The sequence below is a fragment of the Acidithiobacillus sp. TH-A67 genome (assembly GCF_057473545.1).
In genome coordinates, this window is record NZ_JBYCKU010000064.1 from 1 (window position 1) to 22,251 (window position 22,251).

Consider the following 22,251-nt stretch of genomic DNA (forward strand, 5'->3'; position numbering starts at 1 on the left):
CCCTGGAGGCCGATCATGAGTTCCTGATGAAAGGTGGGGTCTTTACCCCGGAATGGCTGGAAGGCTACCTGGAAGTGAAGTGGGCCGAGGTCCAGGCTCTGCGCGTCACTACCCATCCAGTCGAATACCAGATGTATTACAGCCTCTGAGCCGGTCTGGTTTCTACTGCTGGAGCCCCGCCCTCGCGGGGCTTTTTACTTGCTGAACCGGCAGACTTGCGCTAATTGTTCCCAACTGGAGAATGCAGAGGAGATTGATCATGCAATCATCTGGGCGACGCACGTGCACGCTTGCAGTTATAGTCGCTTTGCTAAGTACCGGCCTGGCACTCGATGCACAGGCCACGATCTATCGCTGGATTTCTCCGGATGGCGTGGTCAGTTACGGCGGAAATCCCCCCGCCGACGCGCGCCAGGTAGAGACCCTCGACGGGGCACCGATGCCTAGCGCCCCGGACCGTGCCGCGCCAGCAAGCGAGCCGCTGGGCAATCGACCAGCGCAGTCGTCGCCGGAGCAGCCCGCTGCGCCGCAGAACCATGCAGATAACCAAGCACAACAGGCCCTCAAGACGCAACTGGCGGCTGCGCGTTTGCAGCTTCTGCAGGCTACTCAAGCCTACGAGAAAGGGAAAGCAGTTCGCTATGGCAATGAGCGTAATTATGCCCGCTATCTGCAGCGCATCGATAGCCTGAAAGAGGCGGTACACGTGGCGGAGCTGCGGGTAGCCCTACTCGAGCATCAGTTACAGCAGCAATCCTCCAGCGCGCCCGAGCCGCAGAACTAGACCGCAGGACCGCGCCTGACGTACCATAGGCTGGCGGTCCGAGGCTTGCGGATCGCCGTGCCAGTCTCCAGCCATGGATGAGCAATGCCCCGAATCCTTCTCAGTAATGATGATGGTTATCTGGCTCCCGGTCTGGCCGCCTTGGCCGAGGCATTGCGGCCACTTGGCAGCATCGACGTGGTGGCCCCGGAGCAGGATCGCAGTGGCGCCAGCAATTCCCTCACCCTGGACCGGCCCCTACGGGTTCGCAAAGGTCTCAACGGTTTCCACTATCTGGTAGGTGGCACGCCCACCGATTGCGTCCATCTCGCGGCCACTGGCATTCTCCCCGAGCCGCCCGAAATGGTGGTTTCTGGTATCAATCGCGGTGCCAATATGGGCGACGATGTCCTCTACTCCGGTACCGTCGCTGCCGCCATGGAAGGCCGCCACCTCGGTATGCCGGCCATGGCCGTCTCCCTCGTTGGGCGGGAGCCGGAGCATTTCGCCAGCGCGGCACGGGTTGCGGCGGATTTGTTACGGGGCCTGCTGGAAAATCCCCTTCCCGGCGACACCATCCTCAATGTCAACGTCCCGGACTTGCCCTATGCGGAGTTACAGGGTTTTGAGGTCACCCGCCTTGGGCGGCGCCATAAGAGCGAGATGCTCATGCCGGCGGCCGATCCGCGGGGGGAGCCGGTGTACTGGATTGGTCCTTCGGGGCGCGAGGCGGATGGCGGTCCCGGTACGGACTTCGATGCAGTGCGGCGCGGCTGTGTCTCCATCACCCCCCTCGATCTCGACATGACCCGCTACCGTTTCATGGATGATCTCTCGCAATGGCTGCGTTGTTGCGCGTGGTGAACCCCGAAGTCGGGATGATTTCGCCGCGCACCCGGGAGCGCATGGTGGCCGCGCTGCGTGCGGCCGGTATCGACGACGAAGAGGTCCTGGCAGTAATGGCCCAGGTACCCCGGCATCTCTTTGTCGCCGAGGCGCTGGCCTGTCGCGCCTACGAGCCGGTTTCCTTGCCGATCGGCTGGGGACAGACCATTTCTCAGCCGCTCATCGTGGCGCGGATGCTTTCCGTGCTGCGGGCCAGTGGAAATCCGCGACGTGTTCTGGAAATTGGCACGGGCTCGGGGTACCAGACGGCGTTGCTCGCTGCGCTGGGGTTTGAGGTGTTCAGCATCGAAAGGATCGAAGGCTTGTATAGGGCGGCGCAGGAACTTCTCCAGCGGTTGCGTACTCCAAACGTGCGTCTACGCTTGGGAGATGGCAGTCAGGGCTGGGAGGCGTTTGCGCCCTTTGACGCGGTGCTGTTTGCTGCTGCTGTCCCTTGTGCCTTGCCGCCCTTGTTTCACCAACTCGTCGCGGGTGGTTGTCTGCTTATGCCGCAGGCCGACACCGCCGACGGGCAGCGGCTCAAATTTTATCGCTGGAATGGACAGGATGCCGAAGAGGAAGACCTTGGCGACTGTCGTTTTGTCCCGCTACTACCCGGAACGGTCAATCAGAGGGATCACCAAGGAGCCTGAACATGAGCAGCGAAGCGTTGGAACTGCGGTCGGAGCTGGAACTGGAAGAAGAAAATGTCCAAGACAACGACGCAGCAGGTTCTCCCTTCGTCGAGCATGGTCCGGATTGGGATGCCACCCAGTGCTACCTCGAAGAGATTGGCCATAATCCGCTGCTGACGGCAGAGGAAGAGATTACCCTGGGACGCTTGGTGCAACAGGGCGACAGCGCCGCGCGCCAGCGTATGATCGAATGCAACCTGCGCCTGGTGGTACGGCTGGCGCGACGTTATATCAATCGCGGACTGCCCCTCCTTGACCTGATTGAAGAAGGAAATCTTGGTCTGATCCATGCGGTGGAAAAATTCGACCCGGAGAAGGGGTTTCGCTTTTCTACCTACGCCACCTGGTGGATTCGGCAAAACATCGAGCGTGCCCTGATGAACCAGACGCGTACTATCCGTCTGCCGATTCATGTCATGAAGGAAATTTCCTCTATTTTGCGTGCGGCGCGTTGCCTGGAGCAAAAGCTGCAGCGTGATCCGACCCCAGAAGAGGTAGCTGCGGCGCTGGACCGTCCAGTGGAGCAGATCCGTCAGTGCCTTGACCTCGATGGTCGGGTCACCAGTCTGGACTCTGGCGGTGGGCGGGAAGAAGATCTTGGTCTGGCCGAGATTGTGCACGACCCCGAGGTGGCCGGTCCCGAAGAGCGTCTGGCGGAGCTCAACCTCAACCAGCGCATGTACGCTTGGATTTCGGAGTTGGAGGAAAAGCAGCGTCTGGTGCTGTTCTGGCGTTTTGGTCTGGATGGCAACGACGGTGCCACCCTGGAAGATGTGGGCGGTCGGCTCGGGCTGACGCGCGAGCGGGTGCGCCAGATCCAGGTGGAGAGCCTCCTACTCCTGCGTCGGCGCATCGAGGCCGAGCAGCTAGATCCCTTCACCCTGTTTTCCTGAAGTCAGGTGCTGATGGGCAACAGCGCCGCAGCCACTTGCCGGTCTTCTGCCAAAAGGATGCCGTAGGTGCGGCAGGCCGCGGCGCTGTCCATCGCCTCCACCGTCAGTCCGCTGTCGCGCAGGGTGCGCAGCAGGTAGATGTCGAGGTGCTGCCTCCGCCCGGTGCCGAGCAGCACGACTTCCGGGACGGCGGCGGCGAGGAGCGGCTGGAAGTCCGTGCAGTCGAGTAGACGGGCGTGGGTCGGACCCCACGGGTGCAGCAAGAGGTTTTGCGCGAGCAGAACGCCGCCGCGGTAGTGCTGACCATCGATGACAAATCCCAGCTCATCGTAGGATTGCAGGTTGTGGCGCAGGTTGCCGACCTGCCGGTGTAGTTTCATGCCCGTCTCCTCAATTGACAGCGCCGATTTGCCTCTCTATTGTTCTTCGATTTTGATAGATGCCTCAAGGGCAGGACTCTGGTAGCCATGAACAGCGATTTCGAGCGGATTCGACGCCTCCCGCCATATGTCTTCAATATTGTCACGGACCTGAAGCTGCAGGCCCGCAAGCGTGGCGAAGACATCATCGACTTTGGCATGGGTAATCCCGATCAGCCGACGCCGCAGTTCATCGTCGATAAGCTCTGTGAGACCGCCCAGCGCGGCGATACCCACCGCTACAGCGTGTCGCGCGGCATTCCACGGCTGCGAAAGGCCATTTCCGGCTGGTACGAACGCCGCTATGGCGTTTCCATCGATCCGGAATCCGAGGCCATCGTCACCATTGGCTCGAAGGAGGGGCTGGCCCATCTGGCCCTTGCCACCATGGGCCCCGGTGATACGGTGTTGGTGCCGAGCCCGACTTACCCCATCCATCCCTATGGCTTTGTCATTGCGGGCGCCGATGTGCGCCATGTGCCCATGCTGCCGGGGCTCGATTTCTTCGACGAACTCGAAAAGGCGATGAAGGCGGCGTGGCCCAGACCCAAGATGCTGGTCATCAACTTTCCACACAACCCCACTGCCGCAGTGGTCGATCTCGACTTCTTTGCCCGCATCGTGGAATTTGCCAAGGAACATCGCATCTGGGTGGTCCATGATCTGGCCTACGCCGACATCGTCTTCGATGGCTATCAGGCGCCGAGCTTTTTGCAGGTGCCGGGGGCCAAGGATGTAGGGGTGGAGTTCTTCACCCTGTCCAAGAGCTACAACATGCCCGGCTGGCGCGTCGGTTTCGCGGCCGGTAACCCCAAGCTGATCGGCGCCCTGGCACGCATCAAAAGCTATCTGGACTATGGCACTTTTACCCCCATCCAAGTGGCCTCCATCACCGCCCTGGAAGGGCCGCAGGATTGCGTCGAGGACATCCGCAAGATGTATGAACAGCGGCGTGATGTCCTTTGCGAAGGTTTGAATGCGGCGGGCTGGGAGGTGACGAGCCCGAAGGCCACGATGTTCGTCTGGGCGCGGATCCCGGAAGAACTGCGCAGCAAGGGATCGCTGGAGTTTGCTAAAATGGTGCTGGAGCGCGCCAAGGTGGCCGTCAGCCCAGGCATCGGTTTTGGCGAACTCGGCGATGAATATGTGCGTTTCGGTCTGGTGGAGAACGAACACCGTACGCGGCAGGCCATTCGTGGGATCAAGCAGATGTTTCGCGAGGGATGGGAATGAGCACCGACAGTCGTCCAGTGCGCGTTGGCATCCTCGGCATGGGTACCGTGGGACAGGGCACCGTGCGCGTTCTGCTGCGCAACGCCGAAGAGATCACCCGCCGGGTAGGGCGCGATCTGCGTGTGGTCCACGCAGCGGTGCGCAGTCCGCAACGGTTGGAAGATCTCGATTTTCCTGGCCGGGTCAGCGTGGATCCGTGGGCGGTGGTGCGCGACTCCGAGGTCGACGTGCTGGTGGAGGTGATGGGGGGCACTGGACTCGCACGCGAGCTGATCCTCGCCGCCATCGACAACGGCAAGCATGTGGTCACCGCCAACAAGGCGCTGCTCGCCGAGCATGGCAACGAGATCTTCGCTGCGGCGCAGCGCCGCGGTGTCATGGTGGCCTTCGAGGCGGCGGTAGCCGGGGCTATTCCCATCATCAAGGCGATCCGCGAGGGTCTGGCGGGCAACCGCATCCATTGGCTGGCAGGGATCATCAACGGCACCAGCAATTACATTCTCACGCAGATGTTTCGCGAGGGCTGGAGCTTTGCCGAGGCCTTGGCCAAGGCACAGGAGCTTGGCTATGCCGAGGCCGATCCGGCGCTCGACGTGGATGGGGGTGATGCGGCGCACAAGATCACCTTGATGGCCTCCATCGCCTTTGGTATTCCCGTGGACTTTGCCCACTGCCACGTGGAGGGCATCCGCTCCTTACAAGGCGAGGATGTGCACTATGCGGCGGAGCTCGGTTACCGCATCAAGCTGCTGGGCATTGCGCGCCGACGTGACGATGGTGTCGAGCTGCGCGTGCATCCCACCCTGATTCCGCAGGATCATCTTCTTGCCCATGTGGAAGGCCCCTTCAATGCCGTGCTCGCCGACAGCGATGCCGCGGGGCAGAGTCTGTATTACGGCCGCGGCGCCGGTGGGGATCCGACGGCCAGTGCGGTGGTGGCCGATCTGGTCGACGTGGCACGTACCATGACCGCCGATCCCAGCAACCGGGTGCCGCATCTGGCCTTTCAGGCGGATGCCCTGAGCCCCTTACCCTTGTTGCCCATGGCCGAAGTTGAAAGCGCTTACTACCTGCGCATTCAGGCGGAGAACCGCGCTGGGGTTCTCGCCCAGCTGGCGACGATTCTGGCGGAATACCAGATCTCCATCGAGGCGCTGGTGCAGCGTGAACGTCCTGGTGCCGCATCGGTTCCCATCGTTTTGCTTCTGCATCGTTGTCGCGAAGGCGATCTGGAGCAGGCCATCGCCCGCATCGAGGCCCTCCCCATCGTCACCGCAGCGGTGCTGCGCTTGCGCGTCGAATCCCTGGACGAAGGCTGATTTCCACTCAAGGATCTTTGACATGACCCGTTATACCGGAATTATCGATCGTTATCGTGCCTTTTTACCGCTGCATCCGGAAACCGAGGCGGTTTCCTTGGGGGAGGGCAACACGCCGCTCATCGAATGCATCAATCTGCCGCGCCAGCTGGCTATCGACCTGCGGCTCTTCGTGAAGTTCGAGGGCCTGAATCCCACCGGATCTTTCAAGGATCGCGGTATGACCATGGCGGTGACCAAGGCCAAGGAAGAAGGCAGCGAGATGATCATCTGCGCCTCGACCGGTAATACCTCCGCCGCTGCCGCTGCCTATGCGGCGCGGGCGGGGATGCGCGCCTTCGTCGTCATTCCGGAAGGCAAAATCGCCCTGGGCAAGCTGTCGCAGGCCATGATGCACGGCGCCCTCGTCCTGCAGATTCGCGGCAACTTCGATGCCGGTATGCAGATCGTCCAGGACGTGGCGGCCAATGCCCCCATCACCCTGGTCAACTCGGTCAATCCCTATCGTCTGCAAGGGCAGAAGACGGCGGCCTTCGAGATCATCGAGGCACTGGGTGAGGCCCCCGACTACCATGCCCTGCCCGTTGGCAATGCTGGCAACATCACGGCGCACTGGATGGGCTATTGCGAGGCCACCGATCCGCGTTGTGACGCCAGGGATGTGCTGACCGGGGCGTGCAAGTTCTGCGCGGGGCAGTGCCCCTACGGGCAGCAAACGGGCGGCAGCAAACGGCCCAAGATGCTGGGCTTCCAGGCGGCAGGCAGTGCACCTTTCATCGCTGGCGACTTCGTGCGCGAGCCGGAAACCATCGCCACCGCCATCCGTATCGGTCGCCCGATGTCCTGGGAGCAGGCGCATCAAGTACAAAAGGAGAGCGGTGGCTGGTTTGCCGCGCACAGCGACGCGGAGATCCTCGAGGCGCAGCGTTGGCTCGCGCAGTACGAGGGCGTCTTCTGCGAGCCGGCCTCGGCAACCTCTGTTGCAGGCGTGGTGGCTGCCGCGCGGGCGGGCAAGATCGAGGCCGGGGCAACGGTGGTCTGCACCTTGACGGGGCACGGCTTGAAGGATCCGGACACTGCCATTGCCCAAGGCGGATCGGTCGTCACCGTCGATGCCAATCTGGAGGCGGTGCAGCGCGCTATCCTGGAGCGCTGATGTCGCGACTGGGCCTGTGGCTCACGGGCCTCCACGGACTGCCCGAGGAAAGGCTCGGTACGCTGCTGCCGAGGCTTTGGGGGCAGGGCCGGGCCGAGCGTCTGGCGACGCAATCCAGCTTGGAGGCGGCGGGCCGGCTCCTGGGTTTTTCTGCATCGCTGCCAGCCGCCGCCTTACTGGCATGGCAGGATGGCGTAGACTGCGCCAGTGACTGGACACTGGCCTTGGAGCCGGTGGCGATTGGCGGGCAGGCGGGGAGGGCGGTGCTAACGCCCGTCGGCAAGTTGCCAGAGGCTGAGGACGCCGCATTGTTCGCCGCCGCCCAGGCCCATTTTGCCGCCATGCCCTGGCGGCTGCAGCGGGGCCGCCAGCGCTGGTATCTGTGCAGCCGCTCTCCCCTCGCGCTGCACACCCCCGACCCCAATACGGTGTGGGGCCACGAACCCTTGGTGGAGCGGATTCAGGGTGCCGATGCCCGCGCCGTGCACGCCTTTCTCAACGAATTGCAGATGCTGCTGGCCGCACATTCCTACAACGAAAAGCGCAGTGCCGAGGGTCTCGACCCCTGGTGTTACTTCTGGCCCTGGGGCGAGGGAAGCCTGCCCAGCGAGCGCCCGCAAAGCCACTGGACCCACTTGGCGGCGACGGGCGAGGAGCTGCGCGCGGCCCAGCGGTGGCTGGGGCTGGCGGACTGGAGTCCCGGCCAGGATCCTTGGCCCGAGGCTCTGCTGTGGGTGTGGCCGGAGGACTGGCGTCTTCCCGAGGTGGCGGCGCAGTTCGAGCAACAGGCAGCCGCGCTGCGCGCTTTTCGCCAAAGGCACGGTACCATCGACCTCTACACCGGGCTACTTGCCCAGGGGGATGGTCTGGAGCACCTGTACCTGTCACCGCGTAGCCGCTGGGCCTTCTGGCGTCGCCGCCGGCAGCCGGGTGCGGCGCTGCGACACGGACATTGGTAGCGATGCAGCGACCGGAAATCTGCACGCGGAAAGTCTCTGCGGAAGTGGAATCGGCGGCGCTAGCCATCGGCTATCGCCCTTTGCAGGCGCGCATCATCGCTGGCCGCCTGGGCGCGGAGCATGCCGGATGCGTGGCGGATCTGCTATCGGGAAAACTCGCGCAACTGAGTCCTCCCGACTTGCTCCCCGACATCGATGTCGCGGTGCAAGCTACCATCGACGCGCTGCGACAGCGCCTGCCGATTCTCCTCATCTCTGATTATGACGCCGATGGTGCCTCTGCCCATGCGGTGCTGAAACTGGCCTTTCGCGACCATTTTTTGGTGCCGGAAGAGCGGCTGCACAGCTACATCGGCCATCGCCTGCGCGATGGCTATGGTGTCTCGGAGAACCTCACCGAGCGCATTCTGGCCGAGGCACCGCGTCCGGCCCTGGTGATTACCGCCGATCAGGGCAGCAGCGATCAGGAGCGCATTGCCCGCTTGCAAGCTGCAGGCCTTACCGTCATCGTCACCGATCACCACGGGATTCCGGAGGCGGGCCCGCCCGCCGGTGCGGTTGCCTGCGTCAATCCGCTACGCCGCGATGGGCAGTTTCCCGACCCCTATGTGGCTGGCGTCCATGTCGCCTGGCTGTATTGCTGTGCGGTGCGCCAGGGCTTGCAGAAGGCAGGCTTGCTGCCGGCCGCTGCCCCCAAACTGGGTGACTTGCTGGATCTGGTGGCCTTGGGGACGGTGGCGGACTGTGTGGATCTGGCCCGCTCCCCCAACAACCGAGCCGTTATCGCGTACGGATTGCGCTTGATGAACGGACCTCGCCGGCGGCCGGTCTGGACCGCCCTCGCCGCCTTGACCCGGAGTAGTGCGCAGATTGACGCGGCCACCCTGGCCTTTCGCTTTGCACCGTTGATCAATGCCCGAGGCCGTCTCGACTCGGCGGAGGACAGCGTACGACTGTTTTTGAGCGAAAATCTGCCCGAGGCGGAAAGCCTCGCTGCCGTGCTTTTGGAGGATAACGAGGCGCGCAAGGCGGTGCAGGCGCAGATGCTGGGTGCGGCGCAGCGGCAGGTGCAGGAACAGCTGCGTTCCGATGCAGCGGCGCTGTGCATCTTCGACCCCGCAGGACATGCCGGGGTGCAAGGAATCTGCGCGGCCAAGATCGTTGAGGCGACAGGTCGCCCGGTGGCTTTTTTTACTCCCAAGGAAGATCCTGATCTCGTCAGCGCTTCGCTACGCAGTGTTGGTGCTTTCCACATACGGGACGCCCTGGCGAAGATCGCCTCCCGCCATCCCGATGCCTTCCTTGCTTGGGGCGGACATGCCGGGGCGGGGGGGGTCACCCTGCGGCGCAGCGCCCTGGATGTCTTTCGTAGCGCCTGGGCAGAGTTAGCGGCGGTGCATTTTGGAGAAGAACCGCGCGGCCCGCGCATCTGGACCGATGGCGCTATGCCGACCCTGCCCAGCATGGAACAGTTGCTGGAAATCAGCGAGTTGGAGCCCTTTGGGCGGCAGTGGGAGGCACCCCTCTTTGTTGGGGAAGGGACGATCAGCAGTCTACGGTCGGTGGGCGATGGCCGCCACCTCAAGCTTGCGCTGCGTATGGGCGGCGAGGATTTTGACGCCATCTGGTTCTTTGCCAGTGAGGATGGCGTGCGGCCCGTGCAGGCTGGCCAGCAAGTCCGTTTCGCCTATGCCCTGGAGCGCAACGACTGGCGCGGTGAATCGCGCCTGCAACTGCAGATTCGCCATGCGGAGCCGTGCTAGGCGACGAAGGCACGGATGCGCCGCAGGCGCAGGCTGTTGCCAAGCACGAAGATCGAGGAAAAACCCATGGCAACCCCAGCGAGCATGGGGTTGAGCTGCAGTCCCCAGGGCAAAAAGACTCCGGCTGCTAGAGGAATCAAGAGGATGTTGTAAAAGAAGGCCCAGAAAAGATTGCCGCGAATCCGCCCCAGGGTTTGCCGAGCTGCCCGTAGAGCGGTGACCAGGGTGCCGAGGTCGGGGTGGCTCAGCGTCACGTCGGCGGCCTCCATGGCGATTTCCGTACCGCTTGCCAGAGCAATCCCGACATCCGCCTGGGCGAGGGCCGGGGCATCGTTGATGCCGTCGCCGATGAAGGCAACCCGCCGACCCCGGGCCTGATACTTCTGGACGACCTTGGCCTTGTCCTGCGGCAGGATCCGCGCATGTACCTCTTCGATGCCAAGTTGTTTCGCCACCCGGCGCGCAGGTGCCGCGCCGTCGCCAGTCACCAGGGCTAGATTCATTCCCATCTGACGTAGCGCGGTGCAGACTTCTGGCGCTTCGACCCGTAAGGCATCGGCTACCGCCAGCCACCCCAGATACGCATTGCCCTGAGCGACAAAGACGATAGTCGCACCGGCCGCTTCCTGGATACGCAGTTCGTCGTCCTCGGGGATGGCGATATTCTGCTGCTCCAGAAACTCCTGGGTACCCACCCGCACCTGGGTGCCAGCCAACTGCCCTTCGACGCCTTGCCCAGGCACGACCCGGAAATTCTCAACCGGCTGGGAAGGCGCGGGTGCCGCATCGACAATGGCGCGGGCGATGGGGTGTTCCGAATCGCGCTCGACCGCCGCCGCAATCGCCAGCGCTTCCTGGGCACCACCGCGAGCGACCAGGGTCGGGCGTCCGCGGGTGACGGTACCGGTTTTGTCGAACAATACCGTGTCGACTCCGGCGAGCATCTCCAGGGCACTGCCCTTGCGAAAGAGGACCCCCAGTTCAGCAGCGCGCCCGGTGCCTACCATGATGGCGGCTGGTGTGGCAAGACCCATGGCGCAGGGGCAGGCAACCACCAGCACGGCCACGGCCGTGGCCAATGCCAGACTGACGTTGGCGCTGTAGAGCGACCAGAACAGAAAGCTCAACAAGGCGATGGCGAGAACCAGCGGGGAAAAGATGCGGATCACCCGGTCCGCGAGACCCTGGATGGGCAACTTGCCGCTCTGCGCGGACTCCACCAGGGCAATGATCTGCGCCAGCACCGAGTCTTTCCCCAAGCGCGTGACCTCGATGCGCAGGCGTCCATCCTGGCAGAAGGTGCCGGCAAAGACCTCGGCGCCCGCTTCGCGTTTTTGCGGAATCGGTTCACCGCTCAGCATTGCTTCATCGACATGGGCGCTGCCCTCCAGCACCCGGCCATCCGCCGGAATACGCTCTCCGGGTCGCACCAGGAGATGATCGCCGAGACGCAATTGGGTAACGGACACTTCCTCTTCCTGCCCTTGCGCATCGATGCGTCGCGCAGTTTTCGTCTGCAGTTGCAACAAGGCGCGGATGGCCGCCGAGCTGCGTCCCTTGGCGACCTCTTCCAGATATTTGCCGAGCAATACGGCGGCGATGACCACGGCCGCGGAGTCGAAATAGAGATGACGAGCACTGGCGGGAAAGACGAAGGGGACAAAAAGCACCAGGCTGCTATAGAGCCAGGCCGCGCCGGTACCGGTGGCGACGAGGGAATTCATGTCGGGGGATAGGTGACGATAGGCAATCCAACCAGGGCGGAAAAAACGCCGTCCGGGCCAGAACAGCACGATACTTGCCAGAATAAACTGCACACCCTCCCAAAATTTGGGCAGTGGCGCGTTAGTCTGTAGCCAGGCGGCAAAAGCGGGCGAAAATGCCGATCCCATCGCCAGAAGAAGAACGATGAGGGCGAAACTGATAGCGAGGACCACATCACGGCCCATGGCATGCAGGAGGGCGGCCTTGTGGTCGCCTTCCTCCGCCTCCTCGCTGTGGTCCAGGTTTCTGGCGCCGTAGCCCGCTGCCTGGATGGCGGCTATCATCTCGTCGACGGTGATGCTGCTTGGCAGGTAGCGGACCTGCGCGCGCTCCGTTGCCAAGTTTACGCCAGCTTCGAGCACCCCGGGCAGACGGCGCAGGGTACGCTCCACCCGGCTGCTACAGGATGCACAGGTCATCCCCTCCACGGCCAATTGCGCTTCGGCGCTGAGGGCGCCGTAGCCAGCCTTTTCGATAGCGGCAACGACGGTGGCGACGGGCGTTTGCGCCGGATCAAACTGGATCTCCGCCGTTTCCGTCGCCAGGTTGACGCTCGCTTCCACCCCCGCCACCTTGTTCAAGGCCCGTTCCACCCGGCTGCTGCAGGAGGCACAGGTCATGCCCGTTACCCCCACGCGCAGGCGCTGGGTGCTCGGGGTGCGCGCGATCTTCTTATCGATGGATTCGGGTGTCAATGTGCTGTTCATGATTACAGGATAAACCCTTTACTGGCTTGTAAGGTCAAGGCCGTCTATTCTCTTTTCGCTTATACTACCTCTATGATCAACAGGGAAAATCTCGTCAACCTGGAACATTGGCTCTGTTCCGAATACGAGCATCTCGAATATCGTTTTTCGCAACATCTGCCCAATCGTGCCCGAGTAGTGGTAATACTCGCCGCGGTATTGGGAGTGGCATCGGCAAACCTCGCAGCGCTTGGGGCGTTGGCCCATGCACTGGAGGCCACATTACACATCAGCGACGCGCGATTTGGTCTGGTGGGTACGGTAGCCTCGCTCTCTGGCGCGATACTAACCCTGATCGCTGGGATCTGGGTGGATCGACGAAAGCGCGTGCATCTCCTGGCCATTTTTGCTGGCAGCTGGGCACTGGGTATGGCTGCCAGCGGCTTCATTCCCGGTTATCTGGAGCTCTTGCTGGCGCAGATCGTGGTCGGTGCCAGCGGTATCTCCGTCGGCGCGGTGGTCGCCTCCCTGACCGGGGATTACTTTCCGCCCTCTCAGCGTGGCAGAATTTTTGGCCTGATTGTAGGTGGTGAGTTGTTGGGTGCCGGAATCGGGATGCTGGTGGCGAGTATCGTCGCCGACCTCCTGGGCTGGCGTTTTGCTTTTTGGAGCCTGGCATTGTTGGGATTATTGGGAGTTGTCGTTATACGACGGTATCTGCGGGAGCCGCAACGCAATACGATGGAGAAAATTGCCACCGGCTCCACAAGCCTTTCGCGCTCTGACTCCGCCCCAGCGCGTTCCCACAAGGTTGCCGATCTGATTCGTCGGATGGCGATTTCGCCATACCCCGACCGGGTGATGCACGAGGATCCGACCTGCTGGCCGTGGACACGGGCGGTGCGCTACATCGTCACCATTCGTACCAACATCATTCTCGTTCTCGGCTCGTCGGCCAGTTATTTTTATTTCACCGGACTTTTGGTGTTTGCCGATCTCTATCTTATGCAGCGCTTCGATCTCCCCGCCGATACCGCCAGCATCCTGTTCATGGGGCTAGGCAGTGGCGGAATCTTCGGAGTTTTGCTCAGTGGCTGGCTCGCAGATCGATTGTTGCACCGGCACATTGTCGCGGCACGGGTGTGGGTGGCAGCGGGGTCCTTCTTTCTGACGGTGCTGGCCTTTCTGCCGGCCTTCCTGCTGCCCAGCGTCTGGGTGGCGGCGCCTTGTTTTTTTCTGGCGGCCTTGTTTTTGGGCGCTACCAATCCAACTCTGGATGCCGCGCGTCTCGATATCATGCACTCCCGCTTGTGGGGGCGAGCAGAAAGTGTACGCAATCTGGTGCGCTATACTCTGGTGGGTTTGGCGCCGCTGATGATTGGGCTTTTGGTTGGATATTTTCAGAAAAGCGATGGGCAAGGCGCCGAGGCCCTCGGGCATGCCTTTCTGCTTTTGCTGATTCTTCTCTTGATTGCCGGCCTCGCCATGGTTTTCGCGGCGTTCACCTATCCGCGCGATGTGGCGACGGTATTAGCCTCTGAGGGCGCACCTTTACCTGTGACCACGGATGCCGAGCATCCAGATTCTTAGGTTTTTTAAACAAAGTACGATTAGAGAATAATTATATGTCTCGCGGGCCAGCGTAATCCTCTCCGCTTCTCTATACTGAAAGTCTAGACAAAATCGGGAGAATGGCAGTGGAAAAGAAATCCCAGGTGAATCTTCCCAAGCCACCGGCGGGTGGCTGGGGATCGGTAGAGGGTATCGTACATATCTACGGCGAGAGTTGGGCCACCCCCGCGGCGCTGGAGACCCTGGCACGTCTCAACAAGCCCGGCGGCAGTATGTGTACCTCCTGCGCTTGGCCCAAGCCGGTCAATTACCATCCCTTCGAATTCTGTGAGAATGGCGCCAAGGCGATCCTCTGGGACACCACCTCGGCACGCTGCACGCCCAGATTCTGGGATTCGCATACCGTCACCGAGCTGCGTGACTGGTCCGACCACCAACTCGAAAAGACCGGACGCCTCACGGCGCCGCTGCGTTACGATCGCGAGCAGGATCGCTATGTCGAGGTCTCCTGGGACGAGGCCTATTCTGCCATCGGTCTGACCCTGCGCCGTCTGCCCAGAAAACAGGTGGTATTCTACGCCTCGGGGCACGCCGGTCTGGAAGCCTCCTACCTCTACGCCTTACTGGCCCGCGTGTATGGCAACAACAATCTGCCGCAAAGCTCCAATATGTGTCACGAGACCACCAGCGTTGGTCTCAAGCGCGTCATTGGCTCGCCGGTGGGCACGATAATCTGGGAAGATCTGGCCGAGGCTGACTGCTTCTTTTTCTTTGGTCAGAATCCGGGCGTGAACTCGCCCCGTTTTCTGCATCCCCTCAAGGATGCCAAAAAGCGCGGGGCCAAGGTCATCACCTTCAACCCGGTGCGGGAACAGGGTCTGGTGGCGTTCGTCGATCCCAGTAGCGTGTCGGATATGCTCAGTGGCCACGAGACGCAAATCTCCGATCAATATCATCAATTGCGTGCCGGTTCCGATATCGCTGCCCTCACTGGCCTGTGCAAGGCGGTCCTGGAGGCCGATGAAACCCAGGGTGGTACGGTCATCGATCATGCGTTCCTGGCCGAGCATACCCATGGCTTCGAGGATTTTTTCGATTTTTTGCGGGCGACATCCTGGGCGGCCATCTGTGCGGAGACCGGCTTGAGCGAGGACGCTCTGCGCGCAGCGGCAGCGGTCTACATGGCTGCCGAACGGGTGATTGGCGTATACGGCATGGGATTGACGCAGCAGGTACATGGTTCGACGAACGTCGGCATGCTGGTTAATTTTCTTTTGCTGCGCGGCAATATCGGTCGCCCCGGTGCCGGTTGTTGTCCAGTGCGCGGGCACTCCAATGTGCAGGGGCAACGCACGGTGGGCATCGCGGAAAAGGCGGTGCTCGTTCCCATGGACAAGCTGCGCGCCCTCTTCGACTTTGAACCGCCGCAGAAGGACGGCATGCACATTGTCGAGGTTGGCGAGGCGCTGCTACGCGGCGAGGTGGCGGCCACGATCAGCCTCGGCGGCAATCTGCTCCGGGCAATGCCTGATATCGCCCGCTTGCAAGAGGTCTGGCCACAGCAGCAGCTGACGGTGACGGTATCGACCAAACTCAACCGCAGCCATTTGTACCCCGGCAAGGAATCTTACATCCTCCCCTGCCTGTCGCGCGTGGAGATCGACAAGCAGGCGACGGGCAATCAAACCGTGACCATTGAAGACAGCTTCTCCATGATCCACCCATCCATCGGGCACCGCGAACCGGCCTCGCCGCAGCTGCGCTCGGAGCTGGCGATTGTGGCGGGGATTGCCAAGGCGACCCTGGACCCCAATCCCAAGCTGCGCTGGGACGACTGGCAAGCAGACTACGGCCAGGTACGCGACCTGATCGCGGCTACCTACCCAGAGGATTTCCATGATTTCAACGCCCGGATTCAGAAGCCCGGAGGTTTTTGGCGAGTCAACGCGGCGCGCGAGCGGGTCTGGAAAACTCCCAGCGGTAAGGCCGAATTTACTCTGCCGGAACGCCTCAATGCCCTGGATTTTGCCGATGCACCGGGGCGCTACCGGCTCATCACCCTGCGCTCCAATGATCAGTTCAATACCACGGTCTACGGCTATTCCGATCGCTTCCGCGGCATCGAGGGTACGCGCGATGTGCTCCTCATGAACGCCGCGGATATCGCCGATGCCGGTCTGCGTCCGGGACAAAAGGTATCGCTGCTCGGTGACGCGGCGGATGAGGTAGAGCGTCGGGTGGACGGTCTGGAGCTCGTATCTTTCGAGATCCCGCGCGGTACCGTTGCCGGGTATTATCCCGAGCTGAACCCGCTGATTCCCATCTCGGAGCACGACAAGCTCTCGAAAACGCCCGCTTCCAAAGGAATTGCGGTGCGCCTGGCATGCTGATCGGACTACGATCTCAAAACTGATAACGGAGATCGAGGTTCACCGACCGCCCCGGGCCGGGTAGCGGGATGCCATAAACAAATGGCTTCTGTCCCAGGTACACCCCGCCGAGGGGCTGATAGTAGAGCTGGTTGAGCAGGTTTTCCAGGCGCAGACTGGCCTGCCAGGGACCGGAGCGATAGCGTGTGCCCAGCTCCAGGAGCCCATAGCCCGGTGTCTGCAGCTCATTGCGCAGGGGATCGACCCGGGTCTTGCTGGCGACCAGGGTCTCGCGGATCCAGTTTTCCCAGTGCCCCCAGTCCTGGTGCAGGGTGAGGCTGCCGTTGAGGGGCATGATCCGGTAGAGCGGTACGTCGAGGCTGAGATTCTCACCTCGGGTATACGCCATCTTTCCGTCGAGGAAAAAGTCCCCCCACTGCTGGCTGTGCAGCAGTAGTGTCTGCCCTTGCAGGTTGACCCCCCAGATCAGGACATTCTGGTTGCGGTATTGCAAGTTTACGAAGCCGCTTTCTGCGTCGCGGTTGGCGATGGTGCAGGCGCCGCCCAAGTTCGTTGGGCAGCGCTCGACACCGATGTAGTTCTGGATGTAGTTCACATAGGGGGTGACCCGTAGATCCCAGTGGACTTCCTGCAGGTGGAGGCTGGCGCTGATGGTGTTGCTGGTCTGGGCGCGCAGGTGCAGGTTGCCGATGTAACCGTTGCCATCTCCGGAGAAGCTGTTCATGAACATCGCCATCTGGTTGCTGGACCAGGGGTAGAGCTCATAGAGGCTGGGTGCCTGAACGTTGCGTGCGTAGCCCAGCTCCAGGGCCGTCGCGGCAGTAGGGTGGTACTGGAGAATGGCGCTGAGATCCCAGTTGCTGAAACTACGGGAGCGATCAGCGGCATTGAATTGCCCTGGCACCGAGCCCGGCATGGCCGGATTCCCATACATCATAGGGTTGTAGCCCTGCACCGGCCCGCTGTTCATGTCTACCGCAGCGAAACGCAGGCCCAGGCGGCTCATCCACTCTGGATTCCAATGGTGCGACCAGTCGGCAAAGGCATCGTAGTGATTCTGCCGACCGTCGCGGATATTCCAGAAGGTATCCGGGCCCATCATCCGGCTACCCGGCACTGGCGTCCACCAATCGTTCAAGTGATAGCGTGCAACCTCGATGCCGGTACGCAGCAGATCCTGTGGGCTGAGATCCAGCCCGAACTCCAGACGCAGACCATTTTTCACCCCCTGGGAATACATGGGCATCTCTGCCGCCATGGCGGTGACTTTGTCCGGCAGGAAATTCATCTCGTGCTGGATCAGAACATTGTAGACTCGGGCATCGACAAAGCCCCAGTGAAAGCCACCGCGATAGTGCAGATTGAAACTGGCCTGCTGGTTATCGGTCAGGTCCATACGCACGTTGGGGTAGCCCTCATAGGGAATGTGCTGGTGACTGATGCGCAGAGTGAGTTCCTGAGTATCCCAATGACCGGCCAGGGTCACGCTCTGGTTTTCGCTGCGGAAAGCGCTGGAGCCCACGGTTTTTGCCGGAATACTGGATGTCGCGGGTTTGAATCCCTTGCCGGCCTGATAATTGTCACCCTGGCTGAGACTGCCAGCATACTGAATGGAAAAATGCGGCGTGGCGCCATATATGGAGAGATTTTCTCCATGAATATTGCCATTGCTTTGATAGAAAGCGCCAACGCTGCCGCCATAGCTATATTTCTGTGTTGGGCTGGCAAAGATGGGTGCCTCTGCGGAAACCAGGATCGTGCCACCCATGGCGTTGTTGCTGACACTTACCGGCGCTACCGTGGGATAGACTTCGATTTTGCCGATCTGGCTGGGCGGCAGATACGACAGGGGCGGGATCATCTGGTTGGGGCAGGCATTAGGAATCGAGATGCCGTCCACCCGCAGATTGAGATTATCGCTCGCCAGGCCATTCAGATAGGGCAAGGCAGAAACGCCACCCGAGGCGACACTCTGTGCGCCGCTCACAAAGTCGAGCAGGTGGCTGCTGTCGGCACCGCTGGCGGGGTGCGTGAATGTTTCCGTCTGCTGCCCGATCTCGGCGCTATTGTGCACCTGTACCTGTACTAGGAGAGGAGTGGGGTCGATATTGCTGGGCTCGGCGGTTTTCGCGCCGGCCCGTACGCTCGCCGCAATCATCGCCAGATAAATCGCAAATCTGAGTGTTTTTAGGGTCATGTTGTTCACTCCAAGGTTTTCTGCATGATCTATTGGAAGTAATATTTTGGCGAATGGAAAGTTTTAATTTGTACTTAAGACAAGATTATCTATAAAGTAAAATTTTCATTTTATAGTTAATAAATGGCTATATTCTGATATGTCGGTTTTTCGGACGAAGTTTGCCAAGCTTACATACCGGATGGTATCTTTCTTTTATTCCTTAACTTCGGAGATCCCATGGACGTTCGTGCAGCCGTAGCCTTCGCCCCCCAGCAGCCTCTCTCTATCGAAACCGTGCAATTGGAAGGACCAAAAAGCGGCGAGGTGCTGATCGAAATCAAGGCCACGGGCGTTTGCCATACAGACGCCTACACCCTTTCCGGGGCCGATCCGGAGGGGCTCCTCCCCGCCATCCTCGGCCACGAAGGGGCAGGGGTGGTGGTCGAGGTCGGGCCCAATGTGCGTTCGCTCAAGCCGGGTGACCATGTCATCCCTCTCTACACCCCGGAATGCCGCGAGTGTGAGTATTGCCTCAATCCCAAAACCAATCTCTGTCAGGCCATCCGCTCGACCCAGGGCAAAGGCTTAATGCCCGACGGCACCAGTCGCTTCTCGTTGAATGGCAAAATGCTGCATCACTACATGGGGACATCTACCTTTGCCAATTACACGGTGTTGCCGGAGATCGCCGTAGCCAAGATTCGCGAGGACGCCCCTTTCGAAAAGGTTTGTTACATCGGTTGTGGCGTGACCACGGGTATCGGCGCGGTGGTTTTTACCGCCAAGGTGGAGGCTGGCAGCAAGGTGGTAGTTTTTGGTCTGGGCGGCATTGGCTTGAACGTCATCCAGGGAGCGCGGATGGTCGGCGCAGACATGATCGTCGGTGTCGACGTCAACCCAGGCAAGCGCGCTCTGGCTGAAAAATTTGGGATGACCCATTTCGTCAACCCCAGGGAAGTCGAGGGCGATCTGGTTCCCTACCTGGTGGGTTTGACCGGCGGTGGGGCGGATTACACCTTCGAGTGCGTGGGGAATACGCAGTTGATGCGTCAGGCCCTGGAGTGCGCGCACAAGGGCTGGGGTACTTCGGTGATCATCGGGGTGGCGGGTGCCGGCGAGGAAATCAGCACCCGGCCTTTCCAGCTGGTGACCGGACGCAACTGGCGCGGCTCGGCCTTTGGGGGTGCGCGCGGGCGTACCGATGTACCGAAGATCGTCGACTGGTACATGGATGGCAAAATCAATATCGACGACCTCATCACCCATGTGATGCCGCTTGAACAGATCAATGAGGCCTTCGACCTCATGCACGAAGGCAAGTCGATTCGCAGCGTCATCACCTTTTGAGGCCGGCGGTGAAACTCGAATGTGTTGCCGAAAATCGCTGCTTTGCCGGCAGCGTCACACGCTTTCGTCATTTCTCCAGCGCTTGTCAGACGCCCATGCGCTTTGCAGTCTACCTGCCGCCGCAGGCGCAGAAAGAGCGGCTGCCCGTGCTGTATTACCTCGCTGGCCTCACCTGCACCGAGGAAACCTTTCTCATCAAGGCGGGCGCCCAGCGTTGGGCTGCCGAGCTGGGGCTGATCCTGGTGGCGCCGGATACCAGCCCGCGCGAGGCGCGGCTGCCCGGTGATGATGCCCATTGGGATTTTGGTATGGGTGCGGGTTTTTATCTGCGTGCTGCGCAGGCCCCCTGGCAGCAGCACTACCAGATGTATGACTATGTGACTGAGGAGCTACCCGCTCTCCTGGCGCAGGAGTTTTCCGTGGATGCGACGCGGGCGAGTATCATGGGCCACTCCATGGGTGGGCATGGCGCGTTGATCTGTGCCCTGCGCGAACCGCAGCGCTATCGTTCCGTTTCGGCTTTTGCTCCCGTCTCGGCTCCCAGCCAGGTGCCTTGGGGAGAGAAGGCCTTCTCCGGTTATCTCGGGGAAAACCGTCAAGCCTGGGCGGAATGGGATGCCAGCAGATTAGTGCTGCGCCAAAGATTCCCGGGAGAAATTTTGGTGGATCAAGGCTTGGCCGATCCCTTTTTAAAAGAACAACTGCGGCCGGAGATTTTTTCTGCCGCCTGCGCCGAGGCCGGGCAGCCGCTCCGCTATCGCGAGCACGCTGGTTATGACCATAGTTATTATTTTATCTCCAGCTTTATGGAAGAGCACCTGCGGCACCACGCGGCGGCGCTACAGGTGTGAGCTTGTCTCTTCACCAGGCTCGGCATCGTCCGTTTACGGGACCGGTCCTGGAAACGACCCGCAGTCCTCCCCTGACGGTCTGATTGACCAGACCGACCTTGAAACGCTTTCGCTTCGGTTTCAATGAACGCGATCCGGTGAAACAGATCCGTGCCTTCGGGTAGCAGATGTTTCTCGGTGCTGGTCGTTAGAGCAATCTTTGCGCATACTATGCGCCTTTGGCGCCAGGCAGATCATGGTCTGGAGTCTCACGAGACAAGGATTTGCGATGCGTGAAGTGAATGAGATACGCGCCCTGCGCGACGATCTCCAGGCCCGCTTGGACGGCCTGAGGGGGTATCTTTGACCTCGAAGAAAAGCGGGGCCGATTAGAAGAAGTCGGACGGGAGCTCGAGGATCCCGCGATCTGGAACCAGCCGGAGAAGGCACAGGAACTGGGGCGGGAGCGTGCCAGCCTGGAGGCCATCGTGCGGCCGATGGATGAGCTCGCCACCAAGGTCGCCGACAGCGCCGAGATGCTGGAACTGGCCCTGGGCGAAAATGACGCGGAGCTTCTGGCAGCCGTCGATGCCGATCTCGATCAGGCCCTGGCAGCGGTGGAGAAGCTGGAGTTCCAGCGGATGTTCTCTGGTCCGCACGATGCCGCCGACTGTTTCGTCGACATCCAGGCAGGTGCCGGTGGCACAGAGGCGCAAGACTGGGCGGAAATGATTCTGCGCATGTACCTGCGTTGGGCGGAGGCGCATGGGTTCGCCGCCGAGCTGGTGGAAGTCTCGGAAGGAGAAGTGGCAGGGATCAAATCGGCGAGTATCCACGTAAAAGGCGATCATGCCTTCGGCTGGCTGCGCACGGAAACCGGAGTCCATCGTCTGGTGCGCAAGTCGCCCTTCGATTCCGGTAACCGTCGTCACACCAGTTTTGCCAGTGTCTTTATCTATCCCGAGATCGACGACAGCTTCGAAATCGAAATCAACCCTGCGGACCTCAATGTAGACACCTATCGCGCCAGCGGCGCTGGCGGTCAGCACATCAACAAGACCGACTCGGCGGTGCGTATCACGCACGTGCCAACGGGTATCGTGGTGGCCTGCCAGGCCGATCGTTCGCAGCACAAGAACCGCGCCGAGGCGATGCGCATGTTGCGCTCCAAGCTTTACGAGATGGAGCTGAAAAAGCGGGAAGCGGAAAAGCAGGCGTTGGAAGAGAGCAAGAGCGATATCGGCTGGGGGCATCAGATCCGCTCCTACGTGCTGGATCAGTCACGGATCAAAGACCTGCGTACCAGTGTCGAAGTGGGCGATACGCAAAAGGTGCTCGATGGTGGTCTGGATATTTTCATCGAGGCGGCCCTGAAGGCCGGACTCTGAGGCAGGGAAC

General features: G+C 61.2%; 18 protein-coding genes. 15 read left to right on the forward strand and 3 right to left on the reverse strand.

Annotated elements, in window-relative coordinates; all coding sequences use genetic code 11:
• The first annotated feature begins 2 nt into the window (after positions 1-2).
• The 5 genes from AC2VNM_RS10255 to rpoS all read left to right on the forward strand — a co-directional run bounded on the left by AC2VNM_RS10255 (position 3) and on the right by rpoS (position 3,236).
• The gene (locus AC2VNM_RS10255) at positions 3-149 is read left to right on the forward strand and encodes a hypothetical protein (RefSeq protein ID WP_486913052.1); all 147 of its coding nucleotides are present in this window, start codon (positions 3-5) and stop codon (positions 147-149) included.
• Between the two features lie 110 nt (positions 150-259).
• On the forward strand, positions 260-784 hold the full coding sequence (locus AC2VNM_RS10260) for a DUF4124 domain-containing protein (RefSeq protein WP_483166413.1): 525 nt from the start codon (positions 260-262) through the stop codon (positions 782-784).
• 84 nt (positions 785-868) lie between these two features.
• Complete coding sequence (surE, locus tag AC2VNM_RS10265) at positions 869-1,627, forward strand: 5'/3'-nucleotidase SurE (RefSeq protein ID WP_483166412.1); 759 nt, start codon at positions 869-871, stop codon at positions 1,625-1,627.
• Positions 1,603-2,301 (forward strand): protein-L-isoaspartate(D-aspartate) O-methyltransferase, encoded by a 699-nt coding sequence (locus AC2VNM_RS10270; protein WP_483166411.1) that lies wholly within the window; start codon positions 1,603-1,605, stop codon positions 2,299-2,301. The genes surE and AC2VNM_RS10270 overlap by 25 nt, the downstream gene beginning before the upstream one ends.
• Before the next feature lie 2 nt (positions 2,302-2,303).
• Positions 2,304-3,236, forward strand: a complete 933-nt coding sequence (gene rpoS, locus AC2VNM_RS10275) for an RNA polymerase sigma factor RpoS (RefSeq protein WP_483166410.1) — start codon at positions 2,304-2,306, stop codon at positions 3,234-3,236.
• A 2-nt stretch (positions 3,237-3,238) separates the two neighbouring features.
• On the opposite strand, the gene AC2VNM_RS10280 is transcribed toward rpoS, so the two are convergent.
• Positions 3,239-3,616, reverse strand: coding sequence for an Mth938-like domain-containing protein (locus tag AC2VNM_RS10280; RefSeq protein WP_483189733.1), 378 nt, complete (start codon positions 3,614-3,616; stop codon positions 3,239-3,241).
• Between the two features lie 87 nt (positions 3,617-3,703).
• Here AC2VNM_RS10280 and alaC point away from each other — a divergent pair, with 87 nt between their 5' ends.
• From alaC to AC2VNM_RS10305, 5 genes are read left to right on the forward strand one after another with little or no spacing between them, the layout of a single operon-like run.
• Positions 3,704-4,888, forward strand: a complete 1,185-nt coding sequence (gene alaC / locus AC2VNM_RS10285) for an alanine transaminase (RefSeq protein WP_483166408.1) — start codon at positions 3,704-3,706, stop codon at positions 4,886-4,888.
• Entirely contained in the window at positions 4,885-6,207 is a 1,323-nt protein-coding gene (locus AC2VNM_RS10290; RefSeq protein ID WP_483166407.1) for a homoserine dehydrogenase, read from the forward strand. The genes alaC and AC2VNM_RS10290 overlap by 4 nt, the downstream gene beginning before the upstream one ends.
• A 22-nt stretch (positions 6,208-6,229) precedes the next feature.
• Positions 6,230-7,363 carry a threonine synthase gene (gene thrC / locus AC2VNM_RS10295; RefSeq protein WP_483189732.1) on the forward strand — a complete coding sequence of 378 codons (1,134 nt, stop codon included), beginning with the start codon at positions 6,230-6,232 and terminating at the stop codon, positions 7,361-7,363.
• A complete protein-coding gene (locus AC2VNM_RS10300) occupies positions 7,363-8,322 on the forward strand; it encodes a hypothetical protein (RefSeq protein WP_483189731.1) in 960 nt (319 codons plus the stop codon). The genes thrC and AC2VNM_RS10300 overlap by 1 nt, the downstream gene beginning before the upstream one ends.
• Before the next feature lie 2 nt (positions 8,323-8,324).
• Positions 8,325-10,085: a single-stranded-DNA-specific exonuclease RecJ gene (locus AC2VNM_RS10305; protein ID WP_483189730.1), complete on the forward strand. Its 1,761-nt coding sequence runs from the start codon at positions 8,325-8,327 to the stop codon at positions 10,083-10,085.
• Here the strand turns inward: AC2VNM_RS10305 and AC2VNM_RS10310 are convergent.
• Positions 10,082-12,556, reverse strand: coding sequence for a heavy metal translocating P-type ATPase (locus AC2VNM_RS10310; RefSeq protein WP_483166403.1), 2,475 nt, complete (start codon positions 12,554-12,556; stop codon positions 10,082-10,084). The two genes, AC2VNM_RS10305 and AC2VNM_RS10310, sit on opposite strands and share 4 nt — an antisense overlap.
• A gap of 72 nt (positions 12,557-12,628) precedes the next feature.
• Here AC2VNM_RS10310 and AC2VNM_RS10315 point away from each other — a divergent pair, with 72 nt between their 5' ends.
• Together AC2VNM_RS10315 and AC2VNM_RS10320 are read left to right on the forward strand one after the other, a co-directional pair.
• Positions 12,629-14,125 (forward strand): MFS transporter, encoded by a 1,497-nt coding sequence (locus AC2VNM_RS10315; protein WP_483166402.1) that lies wholly within the window; start codon positions 12,629-12,631, stop codon positions 14,123-14,125.
• A gap of 107 nt (positions 14,126-14,232) precedes the next feature.
• Complete coding sequence (locus AC2VNM_RS10320; protein ID WP_483189729.1) at positions 14,233-16,497, forward strand: FdhF/YdeP family oxidoreductase; 2,265 nt, start codon at positions 14,233-14,235, stop codon at positions 16,495-16,497.
• A 13-nt stretch (positions 16,498-16,510) separates the two neighbouring features.
• Here the strand turns inward: AC2VNM_RS10320 and AC2VNM_RS10325 are convergent, their stop codons facing one another.
• Entirely contained in the window at positions 16,511-18,694 is a 2,184-nt protein-coding gene (locus AC2VNM_RS10325) for a TonB-dependent receptor (RefSeq protein ID WP_483189728.1), read from the reverse strand.
• A 219-nt stretch (positions 18,695-18,913) separates the two neighbouring features.
• On the opposite strand from AC2VNM_RS10325, the gene AC2VNM_RS10330 reads away from it, so the two are divergent.
• The 3 genes from AC2VNM_RS10330 to prfB all read left to right on the forward strand — a co-directional run bounded on the left by AC2VNM_RS10330 (position 18,914) and on the right by prfB (position 22,241).
• A complete protein-coding gene (locus AC2VNM_RS10330) occupies positions 18,914-20,023 on the forward strand; it encodes an S-(hydroxymethyl)glutathione dehydrogenase/class III alcohol dehydrogenase (RefSeq protein ID WP_486913250.1) in 1,110 nt (369 codons plus the stop codon).
• Positions 20,024-20,031: 8 nt separating this feature from the next.
• Positions 20,032-20,874: an S-formylglutathione hydrolase gene (gene fghA / locus AC2VNM_RS10335; protein WP_486913251.1), complete on the forward strand. Its 843-nt coding sequence runs from the start codon at positions 20,032-20,034 to the stop codon at positions 20,872-20,874.
• Positions 20,875-21,142: 268 nt separating this feature from the next.
• A protein-coding gene (gene prfB / locus AC2VNM_RS10340) for a peptide chain release factor 2 (protein WP_483166397.1) occupies positions 21,143-22,241 on the forward strand; the annotation gives its coding sequence in 2 pieces (ribosomal slippage) (positions 21,143-21,217 and positions 21,219-22,241; 1,098 coding nt in all).
• The last annotated feature ends 10 nt before the right edge of the window (positions 22,242-22,251 follow it).

Excerpts from the sequence above, each read along its gene's own strand:
- AC2VNM_RS10260 (WP_483166413.1), top strand. The coding sequence starts at position 260 with ATGCAATCATCTGGGCGACGCACGTGCACGCTTGCAGTTATAGTCGCT.
- surE (WP_483166412.1), top strand. The coding sequence starts at position 869 with ATGCCCCGAATCCTTCTCAGTAATGATGATGGTTATCTGGCTCCCGGT.
- AC2VNM_RS10270 (WP_483166411.1), top strand. The coding sequence starts at position 1,603 with ATGGCTGCGTTGTTGCGCGTGGTGAACCCCGAAGTCGGGATGATTTCG.
- rpoS (WP_483166410.1), top strand. The coding sequence starts at position 2,304 with ATGAGCAGCGAAGCGTTGGAACTGCGGTCGGAGCTGGAACTGGAAGAA.
- AC2VNM_RS10280 (WP_483189733.1), bottom strand. The coding sequence starts at position 3,616 with ATGAAACTACACCGGCAGGTCGGCAACCTGCGCCACAACCTGCAATCC.
- alaC (WP_483166408.1), top strand. The coding sequence starts at position 3,704 with ATGAACAGCGATTTCGAGCGGATTCGACGCCTCCCGCCATATGTCTTC.
- AC2VNM_RS10290 (WP_483166407.1), top strand. The coding sequence starts at position 4,885 with ATGAGCACCGACAGTCGTCCAGTGCGCGTTGGCATCCTCGGCATGGGT.
- thrC (WP_483189732.1), top strand. The coding sequence starts at position 6,230 with ATGACCCGTTATACCGGAATTATCGATCGTTATCGTGCCTTTTTACCG.
- AC2VNM_RS10300 (WP_483189731.1), top strand. The coding sequence starts at position 7,363 with ATGTCGCGACTGGGCCTGTGGCTCACGGGCCTCCACGGACTGCCCGAG.
- AC2VNM_RS10305 (WP_483189730.1), top strand. The coding sequence starts at position 8,325 with ATGCAGCGACCGGAAATCTGCACGCGGAAAGTCTCTGCGGAAGTGGAA.
- AC2VNM_RS10310 (WP_483166403.1), bottom strand. The coding sequence starts at position 12,556 with ATGAACAGCACATTGACACCCGAATCCATCGATAAGAAGATCGCGCGC.
- AC2VNM_RS10315 (WP_483166402.1), top strand. The coding sequence starts at position 12,629 with ATGATCAACAGGGAAAATCTCGTCAACCTGGAACATTGGCTCTGTTCC.
- AC2VNM_RS10325 (WP_483189728.1), bottom strand. The coding sequence starts at position 18,694 with ATGACCCTAAAAACACTCAGATTTGCGATTTATCTGGCGATGATTGCG.
- AC2VNM_RS10330 (WP_486913250.1), top strand. The coding sequence starts at position 18,914 with ATGGACGTTCGTGCAGCCGTAGCCTTCGCCCCCCAGCAGCCTCTCTCT.